Origin of the sequence: Pseudomonas sp. S5D5 (assembly GCF_003013355.1) — a bacterium.
Taxonomy (GTDB): domain Bacteria; phylum Pseudomonadota; class Gammaproteobacteria; order Pseudomonadales; family Pseudomonadaceae; genus Aquipseudomonas; species Aquipseudomonas aylmerensis.
Window position 1 is genome coordinate 105,935 of the sequence record NZ_PTEO01000001.1, and the last position, 12,789, is coordinate 118,723.

The 12,789-nt window shown below is 65.8% G+C and carries 8 protein-coding genes; all 8 read left to right on the top strand.

Going from position 1 to position 12,789, the window contains the following annotated elements; genetic code table 11:
* Nucleotides 1-6 precede the first annotated feature (6 nt).
* Genes C9990_RS00465 through C9990_RS00500 form a run of 8 tightly spaced genes read left to right on the top strand, consistent with a single transcriptional unit; the run spans nucleotide 7 to nucleotide 12,743 of the window.
* A complete protein-coding gene (locus tag C9990_RS00465) occupies nucleotides 7-1,296 on the top strand; it encodes a DotU family type VI secretion system protein (protein WP_065902521.1) in 1,290 nt (429 codons plus the stop codon).
* Nucleotides 1,293-4,793, top strand: coding sequence for a type VI secretion system membrane subunit TssM (tssM, locus tag C9990_RS00470; protein ID WP_106802282.1), 3,501 nt, complete (start codon nucleotides 1,293-1,295; stop codon nucleotides 4,791-4,793). The genes C9990_RS00465 and tssM overlap by 4 nt, the downstream gene beginning before the upstream one ends.
* Nucleotides 4,790-5,443, top strand: coding sequence for a type VI secretion system-associated protein TagF (gene tagF / locus C9990_RS00475; protein ID WP_065902517.1), 654 nt, complete (start codon nucleotides 4,790-4,792; stop codon nucleotides 5,441-5,443). Before tssM ends, tagF begins: the two co-directional genes overlap by 4 nt.
* The gene (locus C9990_RS00480; protein WP_065902515.1) at nucleotides 5,444-6,163 is read left to right on the top strand and encodes a PP2C family serine/threonine-protein phosphatase; all 720 of its coding nucleotides are present in this window, start codon (nucleotides 5,444-5,446) and stop codon (nucleotides 6,161-6,163) included.
* The gene (locus tag C9990_RS00485) at nucleotides 6,160-9,150 is read left to right on the top strand and encodes a serine/threonine-protein kinase (protein WP_106802283.1); all 2,991 of its coding nucleotides are present in this window, start codon (nucleotides 6,160-6,162) and stop codon (nucleotides 9,148-9,150) included. Before C9990_RS00480 ends, C9990_RS00485 begins: the two co-directional genes overlap by 4 nt.
* Entirely contained in the window at nucleotides 9,150-9,854 is a 705-nt protein-coding gene (locus tag C9990_RS00490; protein ID WP_106802284.1) for an ABC transporter ATP-binding protein, read from the top strand. The genes C9990_RS00485 and C9990_RS00490 overlap by 1 nt, the downstream gene beginning before the upstream one ends.
* Nucleotides 9,854-11,038 carry an FtsX-like permease family protein gene (locus tag C9990_RS00495; RefSeq protein ID WP_106802285.1) on the top strand — a complete coding sequence of 395 codons (1,185 nt, stop codon included), beginning with the start codon at nucleotides 9,854-9,856 and terminating at the stop codon, nucleotides 11,036-11,038. Before C9990_RS00490 ends, C9990_RS00495 begins: the two co-directional genes overlap by 1 nt.
* Nucleotides 11,031-12,743, top strand: a complete 1,713-nt coding sequence (locus tag C9990_RS00500) for an SUMF1/EgtB/PvdO family nonheme iron enzyme (protein ID WP_106802286.1) — start codon at nucleotides 11,031-11,033, stop codon at nucleotides 12,741-12,743. The genes C9990_RS00495 and C9990_RS00500 overlap by 8 nt, the downstream gene beginning before the upstream one ends.
* Nucleotides 12,744-12,789 lie beyond the last annotated feature (46 nt).

Genomic DNA, 12,789 nt, shown 5'->3' on the forward strand with positions numbered 1-12,789 from the left:
TCCGCGATGCATCCCAATGACGATGACCGCACCCAGTTCATGCCGCGCCCGGGTGGCCGGGCGCCGGAGCCGGTGCGTGCACAACCGGCCCCGCTGTCGATGCCGGCGGCGCCGATCCTGACCGGCAAGAGCCAGGGCCTCAACCCGCTTGAAAGCGCCGCCGGCCCGCTGCTGGCTCTGCTCACGCGCCTGCGTAGCACCATCGCCCATCCGGCGCCGGCCAGCCTGCGCGCGCAATTGCTGGCCTACCTGCGCCAGTTCGAAGAACGTGCCGAAGCCGCCGGCGTGGCGCGCAACGAAGTGCTGCTGGCGCGTTACGCGCTGTGCACCGCCCTTGACGAAGCAGTGCTGAGCACGCCGTGGGGCAGCACCAGCGACTGGGGCAAGCAGAGCCTGCTGATCACTGTGCACAACGAGGCCTGGGGCGGCGAAAAGGTCTTCCAGCTACTCGACCACTGCCTGCAAAGCCCACGGGAACGCCTGTACCTGTTGGAGCTGTTGTACCTGTGCATGTGCCTGGGTTTCGAAGGTCGCTACCGCGTGATGAACGACGGTCGCAGCCAGTTGGAAGCCCTGCGCGAACGCACCGCCGCTGCCATTCGCAGTGCGCGTGGCGAGCACGAGCGCGAGCTGTCGCCGCATTGGCGCGGTGTGACGGTGGCGCGCGACCGGTTGGCGCAGTTCATGCCGCCGTGGATCGCCGTGGCCATCGGCCTGGCGCTGCTGCTGGCGCTGCTGTTTGGTTTGCGCATGAAGCTGGCCGCGGACGCCGAGCCGGTGTTCAAGAATATCCATGCCCTGGGCGAAATCCCGGTGCAGGCCATCGACCGTCCGGTGGCGCAGCCCAAAGTCATCGAACGGCCGCGCCTGGCGGGTTTCCTGGTGGAAGACATCAAGGCCGGTCGCGTTGCGGTGGAGGATGCGGTCGACCGTTCCGTGGTGACGATCCGCGGCGATGAACTGTTCGCCTCCGCCAGCTCCAGCATTGTCGATGACTACCAGCCGCTGATGCTGCGCATTGCCGACGCCATCCGCAAGGTCAAGGGCCAGGTGCGCGTGACCGGGCACAGCGACAACCGCCCGATTGCCACGCTGCGCTTCCCATCGAACTGGGCGCTGTCCGAAGCACGCGCCAAGTCGGTGCTGGAGATCCTGGCGGCCAAGACCGGCCAGGCCGATCGCTTCAGTGCCGAAGGCAGAAGCGACACCGAGCCGGTGGCGACCAACGCCACTGCCGAAGGCCGTGCCCGCAATCGTCGGGTTGAAATCACCGTATTGGCGGAGGGCGTCGAGTGAAGGCGTTTTTCAGTTTCATGATTCGCTGGGTGATCCCCGTCCTGGGCCTGATCGCCCTGAGCCTGATCATCTGGTTTGTCGGGCCATTGCTCGACGTGCTGGTGCCCGAAGGGCGACGCTGGGCGCTGATCATCCTGGTGTTTGCGCTGTGGATCGCCTACCGCGTGTTCCGCATCCTCCAGGCCCGGCGCCAGGCCGCCGAAGTGATGCGCAGCCTGGCGGCGGAAACCCCGGCCGACCCCAACAGCGTGGCCACCGCCGAAGAACTCACCACCCTGCGCCAGCGCATGGACGAAGCCCTGGCGCTGCTGAAAAAGGCCAAGCTGGGCGGTGATGAGCGGCGCAACCTTTACGAGCTGCCGTGGTACGTGATCATCGGCCCGCCGGGTTCGGGCAAGACCACTGCGCTGGTCAATTCCGGGCTGCACTTTCCTCTCGCCGCCCAGTTGGGCGCCGGAGCGGTGCGCGGTGTCGGTGGTACGCGCAACTGTGACTGGTGGTTTACCGACCAGGCCGTTTTGCTCGACACCGCCGGCCGCTACACCACCCAGGACAGCAACTCCACGGTGGACAAGGCTGCGTGGCTGGGCTTTCTCGACCTGCTGAAAAAGCAGCGTTCGCGCCGCCCGATCGATGGCGCCTTTATCGCCATCAGCCTGTCGGACCTGCTGTTGGGCAGTGACGAGGAACGCGCTGCCCACGCCGCCGCGATTCGCCTGCGGATCCAGGAGCTGTACACCCAGCTGGGCGTGCGCTTCCCGATCTACCTGATGCTGACCAAGCTCGACCTGGTGCCGGGCTTCATGGAATTCTTCGACAACCTGAGCAAGGAAGAGCGCGCCCAGGTGTGGGGCATGACCTTTGCCCTCGATGACGGCAAGAACAGCGACAGCCCGCTGGCGCACTTGCAAAGCGAATTCGCCGGCCTGGAGCAGCGCCTCAACGAGCGCCTGGTCGAACGCCTGCAACAGGAACGCGACCCGGCGCGACGCGACCTGATCTATGGCTTTCCGCAGCAGTTCGGCGCCTTGAAGGATTGCCTGCAAAGCTTTCTTGAGGGCGTGTTCAAGCCCAATGCCTTTGAAGAGCGCGTGCTGCTGCGCGGCGTGTACTTCACCAGCGGCACCCAGGAAGGCAGCCCGATCGACCGCCTGATCGGCGCCATGGCCCAGAGCATGAACCTGGACCGCCAGCACCTGGCGCGCCAGAGTGGCACCGGGCGCAGTTACTTCATCGAAAAACTCTTCACCGCCGTGGCCTTCGCCGAGCGCGGGCTGGTGGGGGTGAACCCTAAGGTCGAGCGCCGACGCAAGTGGATCGCGCGCGGCGTGCTCGCGGCCACCGTGGCGTTGGTGGTGGTGGTCAGCGGCCTGTGGTGGGTGAGCTATCGCGCCAACCAGGCGTATATCGCCCAGGTCGACCAGAAGGTCGCGCCGCTCGGCCAGACCGTGCAGAACCTCAGCCCGGCGCAGCGTGATGTGCTCGCGGTGCTGCCGCTGCTCAACGCGGTTAAAAACCTGGCGGGCGACTCGCCGAGCTGGTCCGAAGGGTTGGGCCTGTATCAGGGCGACATGCTTGAAGCCGAGTCCGCCAGCGTCTATCGCAAGCTGTTGATCGCCGTCTTCGCGCCACGCCTGGTGACGCGCATCGAAGAGCAACTGCACGGCGGCGGCAATTCGGACTTCCTCTACGAGGGGCTCAAGGCTTACCTGATGCTCGCCGACACCGAGCACTACGACCCGGACTTCATCAAAGCCTGGATCGCCCTGGACTGGGATCGCAACCTGCCGCGCGACTTGCCGGCCGACCAGCGCCAGGCCTTGACCGGGCACTTGCAGGCCCTGTTCGAACGCCATCCGCCGAGCGCGCGGCTCGACCCGCGCCTGATCGACGACCTGCGTCGCCAGCTGCAGCAACTGCCGGTGGCGCAGCGCGTCTACGACCGGGTCAAGCGTCAGAAGCTGCCCGAAGGCATCCCGGACTTTCGCCTCAACGAAGCCGCTGGGCGTGACGCGGCGCTGGTGTTCAGCCGCAAGAGCGGCAAGCCGCTGGGCGAGCCGTTGAGTGGGTTCTTCACCGCCAAGGGCTATCGCCAGGCGTTTCTGCTGAGCAGCCTGAATCAGACCGGCACCCTGGCCGAGGAGCAATGGGTGCTCGGCCATGAGCAGGCCGACCAGCAAAACGTGGTGAGCCTGGCCGCCGATGTGCGGCGCCTGTATTTCCAGGATTACCAGCGCCAGTGGGATGCCTTGCTCGCCGATATCGACTTTGTGCCGATCACCAGCGTGGCCCAGGCCGCCGACGTGCTGCGGGTGATTTCCGGCCCGACCTCGCCGCTGAAAAAACTGCTGGTGGCGGTGGCCAGGGAAACCGATCTGCAAGCGGAAGAGCGCCAGCTGGCGGCCAAGGGCGTACCGGTGGAAGGCGGCGTCGACAAGCTCAAGGAGCGTCTCGGCAGCCTGCTCGGCCAGGAGCAACCTGTCGCCAATGCACCGCAGGCGGCAGACGATCCGGTGACCGCGCACTTTGCCGAACTCAACAGCATCGTCAGCAAGAACGAAGGCGAGCCGGCAGCTATCGACGGTTTGCTGGCGGACATGAACGCGCTGTATGTGCAGGTCAGCGCCATGGTCGGCGCCAGCGGTGATGCCTTGCTCGGCGAGGCGAAGAACCAGGCAGCGGCGGCAGCCACGCGGGTCAGCCTGAATGCCGAACGCCAACCGCCGCTGGTGCAGGGCATGGTCAAGTCGGTGGTCAATTCCACTACCAACAGCATGATGGGCGGCGTGCGCAACCAGCTGAACGCGGCTTGGGTCAGCGAAGTGGTCAACGTGTATCGCCAGTCCCTGGCCGGGCGCTACCCGATGGCGCCGGGCAGCGCGCGGGATGCCACCCTGGATGACTTCGGTCAGTTCTTCGGCGTGGGCGGGGTGATGGACAACTACTTCCGCAAATACCTGCAGCCGTACGTGGACACCTCCGCGCAGACCTGGCGCTGGCAGCCGGGCGCGGCGCAGAAGCTCGGCATTGCGCCGGGCGTGCTGCAGACCTTCCAGCGCGCCGCGACGATTCGCGATGCGTTCTTCCGCGCCGGCGGCACCCAGCCGATCGTGCGGTTCGAACTCAAGCCGGTGTCGATGGACCCGACCATCACTCAGTTCCTGCTTGACCTCGACGGACAGCAATTGAGTTACGACCATGGCCCGAGCCGCCCGGTGGCGATGCAATGGCCGAACCCTGGCAGCATTGGCGTGGTGCGTATTTCGATCATGCCGCCGTCGGCCAGCGGGCGTTCCGGGGTGACGTTGGACGGGCCGTGGGCATGGTTCCGCCTGCTGGAGCAATCGGACCTGACCGCCGGCAACTCGCCGGATCGCTTCAACCTGCGCCTGCGGGTCGACGGCGCGAGCATTGCCTACGAACTGCGCGCCAACAGCGCTTTCAACCCGTTCAAGAGCCGTGTGCTCAGTGGCTTCAGCCTGCCGGAGCGGCTATGACGACCCTGGGTTTCTACGGCAAGCTGGCCAGCCGCGGTGACTTTGTCAGCCGCGCCTTGCCGCAGAGTTTTATCGGCCCGTGGGACAGCTGGCTGGCGGCGGGACTGCTCGCCAGCCAGCACAGCCTCGGCGCCGACTGGCTCAACGTGTACCTGGTCAGCCCGCTGTGGCGCTTTGTACTGGCGCCGGGCGTGTGCGGGCCGGACGCGGCGGCAGGCGTGGTGATGCCGAGCATCGACCGGGTCGGGCGCTATTTCCCGCTGGCGGTGGTGGCCTTGCTGGATCACGACACCAATCCTGCCTCCCTGGTGGGCGGGCCGGACACCTGGTTCGAACACGCCGAAGAGCTGTTGCTCAGCACCCTGGATGCCGGCGCCTCGTTCGAAAGCTTCAATGCTGGCCTCGACAGCCTGGGCGTGCCGGCAAGCACATTGCGCGCGGTGGACAGTCGTTTCGCCGGCCTGCAACGCGTGGCGGCCAGCGAGCCCGAGCAGCGCATGAATGCGCTCGCCGAACAGGCCTGCGACGGTGCGAGCCTGTGGTGGGGCCGTGGTTCGCAGACGATTTCCCCTGGTTTATTGCGGTGTCAGGGCCTGCCTGCCACCGGCGATTTTGCGCAGTTTTTGCTCGGACAAGAAGGTGTGGTGTAGATGGGGTCGACGTACAAATCCGCGAGCAAAAGCCATGTGGGCATGGTCCGCCAGGTCAACGAAGACGCGTGCCTGGACCTGCCGGAGAATCGCCTGTGGGTGGTCGCCGATGGCATGGGCGGGCATGCGGCGGGGGACTACGTCAGCAGCCTGATCGTCGACAGCCTGCGCAGTCTCCCTGTGGGGCGTTCCCTCGACGAATACTCGGCGGCGCTGCGCAATGACCTGATCCGCATCAACGCGGCCGTGCGTGAAGAAACTGCCAACCGTGGTGTGACGATGATGGGCAGCACCGTGGTCGTGCTGGCCGCGCGCGGCTTGCGCGGCGTATGCCTGTGGGCGGGCGACAGTCGCCTGTACCGCCTGCGCGACGGCGTGCTCGAAGGCATCTCCCGCGACCACAGCTACGTCCAGGACCTGCAAGACAGCGGCCTGCTCAGCGAAGCCGACGCCCGTGTGCACCCGCGCGCCAACATTGTCACCCGCGCGATTGGCGTGGAAGCCCAGTTGGAGCTGGCGGTAATCGACCTGCTGATCGCACCTGGCGACAGCTACCTGTTGTGCAGCGACGGCCTGAACAAAACCGTCGAAGACCATGAAATCCGCGAAGTGCTCAGCCACGACGCGCCGGATGAAATCGTGCGCAGCCTGGTGCACCTGGGGCTTAACCGCGGTGCGCCGGACAACATCACCGCCATCGTCGTGAAGGTATCGGCATGAACATCCTGATTCCCGGCTATGACATCGAAGGCGAAATCGGCGAAGGCGCCATGGCCAGCGTGTACCTGGCGACCCAGCGTTCGCTGGAGCGCAAGGTCGCGTTGAAGGTGATGGCGGCGGCACTGGCGGCCGACCCGAGCTTCTGCGAACGCTTCCTGCGCGAGGGCAAGACCCTGGCGCGTTTGTCGCACCCGCACACAGTGACCATCCATGACATCGGCAATGTCGGTGAGCTGTATTACATGGCCATGGAATACCTGCCCAACGGCACGCTGAAAGAGCGCATCGCCGCCGGCCTGACGCCGGAGCAGGGCGTGACGCTGATTCGCCAGATCGCCTCGGCACTTGGCTATGCGCATGCCCAGGGCCTGGTGCATCGCGACGTCAAGCCGGCGAACATTCTGTTTCGCGCCGATGGCACGGCGGTACTGTCGGACTTCGGCATCGCCAAGTCCCTGGACGACCGCACCCAGTTCACCCAGGCCGGGTTTGCCGTGGGCACGCCGAGCTACATGAGCCCGGAGCAGGCGCGGGGCCAGGAGATCGATGGCCGCGCCGACCTGTATGCGTTGGGCGTGGTGTTGTATGAAATCCTCGTCGGCAAGCTGCCGTACAACGGCACTGATGCGCTGTCCACGGCACTGGCGCACCTGACCGAGCCTTTGCCGGAGCTGCCGGTGCACCACGGGCGTTATCAGGACGTGCTGCGCAAGCTGTTGGCCAAGGACCCGGCGGAGCGTTTCCCGGATGCGGCGGCGTTGCTGGCAGCGCTGGACAACCTGCCAGCGGAGTCGTTGGAAGCCACCCTGGTGCGGCCGTTGCCGATCCCGCTGAGCTTCGACCTGGCGGGCATGACGCCGGTCACCATCGACATCCCGACCGATAAACCCCAGCCGCAGCCGGTGCGTCAGCCGGTGGTGACGCCGACCCAGCACAACGCCGTGTCCGAGCAGCGCCGTGGGCCGGTGTTGGCATTGGCCGCCGTGGCCGTGGCGGTCGCGTTGGCCATTGGTGGCGCGAGCTACTGGTGGCTGAGTGGCAACGATGAGCCCGCCAAGCCGCCGGCTGCCGTGCTGCCCAAGGCGCCGCCGGCCGAGGCGACACCGGCAGTGGCCGAGGTGGACGGCGGTCAGCGCCCGCTGCTGATGGCCGGCAAGAAAACCTTGTTCCAGCGCGTGCTCAGCAAGCCGGGCGCCAAGCTCTCGCATGATGCCGGTGGCGCGCCAGGCGAAGGACTGCCGGCGTTTTCCGTGCTCTACGTTTATCAGCGCAAGGACGTCGATGGTAGCCCGTGGGTCCGCGTCGGCGCCGCCACCGATGGCCGCAGCGATGGCTGGTTGCCGGCCGCGCAAGTCAGTGACTGGAAGCAGAGCCTGGTGCTCAAGTTCACCGAGCGCTCGGGCCGGGCGCCGGTGATGTTCCTGCGCCAGTCCAGCGAAGTCGAGAAGCTGCTGGCGGACCCCGCCGCCGCCAAGGGCGCGTTGGCCAAGGCGCAGAAAAACAGCGACGACAACGGCCAGGTGCTGGCCCTTGAACCGACCGCCAGTGCGGTGCCGCAGAACCAGTTCTACCTGCTGCCGATCTTCGATTCCAAAGAGAGTTTCGACGAAAACGGCCAGCCGGTGCAGTTGCTCAACGTAGCCTCCATCGACCCCGGCACCGCCGCCGCAAAACCCGCCAAACCGGCCACGCCGGTGCTCAATGCCAACGCGGACGCCTTCCGTACCGCTGTGGTGTTGGTGGTCGATACCACCGTGTCCATGCAGCCCTATATCGACCAGATCCGCGATGTGGTGCACGAGCTGCAAACCCGCATCGCCGAGCGTGGCGAGTTGGACAGTGTCAGCTTCGGCATGGTCGGTTTTCGTAGCAGCATCAAGAAAACCCCGGGCCTGGAATACGTGGCCAAGACCCTGATCACCCTCGACCAGGGCCGCGAACCGCAGCGTTTTCTCGACATGGCGCGCCAGGTCAAGGCGTCCACCGTGTCCAGCCACTCGTTCAACGAGGACGCGTTCGCCGGCGTGATGCAGGCCGTGGACGGCATGGACTGGTCCGGCTATGGCGGTCGCATCATCCTGCTGGTGACCGATGCCGGCGCGCTGCGCAAGAACGACCCTTTTGCGGCCACCCAGATGAACGAAGCCGAAGTGCGCCAGGCTGCGCTGGGCAAGCAGATCAAGATCTACGCGCTGCACTTGCGCACCGACGCCGGCAAGAAAACCCACGCCGGTGCCGAGAGCCAGTACCGCATCCTCACGGCCGACGCCAACCCGCAGATCGGCGATCTGTACACCGCGGTGCCGGGTGGCGATGTGCGCAAGTTGGGTGAGCGTGTCGACGAGATCGGCACGGTGTTCGCCAACCTTGTCCACCAGGTGCGCAGCAATACGCCGCAGCCGGTGCCGCAGTTGAGCAGTGCACCGAGCCTGGCGGACAAATCGGCGGCGGTCGGCTACGCGATGCACATGGATTTCCTCGGGCGCAAAACCGCGAGCCAGGCGCCGCAGCTGGTCAGCGCCTGGACCGCCGACCGCGACCTGACCAACCCGGCGCTGCCGGCGTTCCAGGTGTGTGTGATGCTGACCAAGCTGCAGCTCAATGACTTGCAGCAGTCGCTGAAACTGATTGTCGACGCGGCGCGCAAGACCCAGACCTCGCCCAAGGATTTCTTCCAGGAAATTGCCAGCGCCTCGGCTTATATGAGCCGCGACCCACAAGCCCTGCGCAAGGGCGGCAACCTGGCCGACGGCGGCATTCTCGGCGAATACCTGGAAGGCCTGCCGTACCGCAGCAAGTCCCTGAACATGACCCAGGACTTGTGGTTGTCGTTGAGCGTGGCCGAGCAGGAAGACTTTATCGACGAGCTGGACTCGAAAATCCGTCTGTACGAAACCTTCCACAATGACGTGGCCAACTGGGTCCGTTTCGGCGATGCCGAGCCGGGCGATGCGTTGTACCGCGTGCCGCTGTCGACGCTGCCTTGATGCTGAACCTGAGCGCGGTGCACAAGAGCCGGGGTGTCGGTAGCCAGCGTTACAGCCTGGTGATTCCGGCGCTGGCGCTGCGTGCCGGTGAGCAAGTGGCAATCGTCGGTCCGAGCGGCTGTGGCAAAAGCACCTTGCTGGATTTGCTCGCGCTGGTATTGGCGCCGGATCAAGTCGGCCAGTTTGACTTCCATCAGCAGGATATCACCGCGTTGTGGCGCGCCGATCAGCAATCCACCCTGGCCGAGCTGCGCAGCAGGCACCTGGGTTATGTGCTGCAAACCGGCGGGCTGCTGGGGTTTCTGGATGTGCGCAGCAATATCGCGCTGTCGCGGCAACTGCTGGGCCTGAAGGATGACGGCAGCGTGGCGCGCCTGGCCGCGCAGTTGGAAATCAGTGATCAGTTGATGAAGAAGCCGGCAGCGCTGTCGGTGGGGCAACGCCAGCGTGTGAGCTGCGCCCGCGCGCTGGCCCATGCGCCGCAGCTGGTGCTGGCGGACGAGCCGACCGCCTCGCTTGACCCGCTGAACGCCGAGCGCGTGATGCACGCGCTGCTGGCCCAGGCTCGCGAGCATCGCGCCGCCTGCGTGATTGCCACCCATGACGAGGCCCTGGCGCGTGCCAGCGGCTTGCAGGTGCGGCGCATCAGTTGTCGTCGCGACACCGACGGTGGTGTCACCGCGACGCTCGGGGAGGCGAGTTGATGCGCATCCCTCTGGTGGCCTCCCTGGCTTGGCAGGATTACCGCAACGACGCGTGGCTGTCGGCCTGCTCGGTGCTGGCACTGGTCGCCGTGATCGCGCCGTTGCTGGTGTTATTCGGCCTGAAATTTGGACTGGTTAGCAGTTTGACCGAACGTTTGGAGACCGACCCCGCGACGCGTGAAATTATTCCGTTGGGCGGTGGTCGATTCAGCAGCGCATTTGTCGAGCAACTGGGCCGGCGCCCGGATGTGGCTTTTGCACTGCCACGTACACGGCAGATTGCAGCCACCGCGCAAGTGGGCACTCTGACCCTGGAAATGCTGCCGACGGCGTCGGGCGATCCGTTGCTGGCGGGCGTGCCGATGCCGCGCGGGCTGGATCAGATCGTGCTGAGCCACACCGCCGCCGAAAAGCTCGCGGCGCGGCCAGGCGATTGGCTGGAAACCAGCTTTGCACGGCAGGTGGCGGGGCGCGTCGAGGCCCGGCGCACACGCCTGCAGGTGCTGGCGGTAGTGCCGCTGGAAGCCTTTGCGCGCGACGGGTTGTTTGCTGATTTGAGTTTGCTGGAAGCGGCCGAGGATTACCGCGATGGCCGCGCCGTACCGGCATTGGGTTGGGACGGTGAAGCCGTGGGTGTGAGCGAGCAGCGCGTGTACCCGGCGTTTCGCTTGTATGCGCGCAGCCTGGTCGACGTGGAGCCGCTGCGGGTGTATTTCGCCGGGCAGAACCTGCTGGTGTCGACCCAGGCGCACACCATCGCCCAGGTGCAATCGTTGAGCCGCAACCTGTCGATTGTGTTCTGGATCATCGCCGGGTTGGCGTTGGCGGGGGCGTTCGCAGCGATCTTCGCCGGGGCGTTGGCTGCGGTGGCGCGCAAGCGTCGGGAATTGTCGGTGTTGCGCCTGCTGGGCTTTTCCACCGGCGCGCTGTTGCTGTTTGTGGTGATGCAGGCGCTGTACAGCGCAGGTGTTGCCGCCGTGCTGAGTGCCGGGCTGTATGCACTGGCCGAGGCGGGGTTGAATCAATTATTCGTGCAGGTGCCGGGCGAACACGCCAGCCACCTGCTGGCGCGTCATTACGCCCTGGCCCTGGTTGCAGTCCTTGGCGTCAGCGCCGTGGCGGCGGCCTGTGGCGGTTGGCGAGTGGCGCGTATCCAGGCTTCTGAAGGAATCAGAGATGTATAAGTTACTGGGCGCCTGTGTGGCGCTGAGCCTGGCCTCGATGGCCTGGGCCGATGAGGCAAGCGACAAGCTCGACAACCCCAAGCCGTTGCCCGGCGACGTCAGCCTGCCGCTGCCGTGCGAAGGCAATATGCTGTTTCGCTACGCCTACGTCCTGGCCCAGGGCACCCTGGACGATCGCGAGATCAGCCTCGGCTATCCCTTTGCCGAAGGTGAGGCCGGCTACCAGCAGTCGTTTATTTCCGGTTACCGCCGCGACTTCATCAACGGCCAGTTCACCCTCAAGGACCTGCCGAAGGAGTGGAACAAAGTCATCGCGCCACTGATGCCGAAGACCGACGCCAAGACCCCGCTCAAGCCCATGCTCTACTTCATCGGCAAGTACGAAGTGACTGCCCGCCAGTACGCCCAGGTGATGTCCCAGGCGCAGTCGCTGGCCAGCGGCGAGCCGGCGCCGGCCTGCGATGTTCCCAGCGGCATGGCCGGGCGCTTGCCCAAGGTCAAGCTCTCGCGCTTTGAGGCCGAGCGCTTCTCGGCGGTGTACAGCGCCTGGTTGATGAAATACCACCGCGACTTGCTGCCGGTCAGCGGGCGCGGTTCGTCGGCGGATGACGGCGGCCTGGGGTTTGTGCGCCTGCCCACCGAAGTGGAATGGGAGTTCGCCGCGCGCGGCGGCCACGCGGTGAGCCGCCAGGATCTGGAAGGGCGCCTGTTCCCGCGCCGCACTGACGGCAGTGACAGCGACGGCCCGCTAGGTGATTACGCAGTCTTCAACCAGGTCGCCGGTGGCACCGGGCAGGCGGCGCGGTTGATGCCCATCGGCACCAAATTGCCCAACCCGATCGGTATGTTCGATGTGATCGGCAACGCCGCGGAAATGGTCCAGGAGTCTTTCCAACTGGTGCACGCCGGGCGTCGCCAGGGCACCTACGGCGGCTTTGTGGTCAAGGGCGGCAACTACCTGGAAGGTGAGGGCACGCTGTTCACTGGCATGCGTCGCGAATACCCGCTGTTCGCTGCCGATGGTACCGAGCAGAGCAACGAAACCACCGGCTTCCGGGTGGCGATGGGGGCCTTGTCGGCGCCGCGCTCGCGCTACAAGGAATTGTTCGCGCAGTGGCAGAAAGAAGGTCGCCTGGCCGCGCTGACCGACGCCATCGACGATGCCCAGGACCCGACCAAGCGCCTGGACAGCATCATCGCCGCCAGCGCCAACCCCAAGCTGCAGGCCGAGCTGGGGCTGGTCAACGAAGAGCTCAAGCGCAATGTCTCGCTGATCGCCCAGCAACGCGAAGAGGCGGCGGGCAACCTGATCCAGTCGGCCGCGTTGGTGGCCGAGACCATCAGTAACTACAACATCCGCCTGGCCAACCTGCAGAAGAGTCGCCAGCAGGCCCTGGACAACAAGGACGAGGCCAGCGCGCAGCTGTTCGCCACCGCCATCGACAACGGACGCAGCGCCCTCGACGGCGCGGTGGCGATCTACATCGACAACCTGGCCACCGGCACGCGCTACACCGATGCGGTGATCCAGGCGCAGTTTCAACGAATCAAGGAAGAGTTGGATCGCAAACCCGTGCTCGGCAAGAGCCTGGTGACGCGCGCAACACTGTTCGTTCGCCATGTCGGCAACTACCGCAAGCAACAGCGGGCCGACCCGGCGACGATCTTGAAGGAATTGCTCGCAGCGAGCGGTCAGCGGTCTTGATCGTTGGCTGTATGGCGAGCTTGGAAGGGACTCAGGCGGCGGTGGG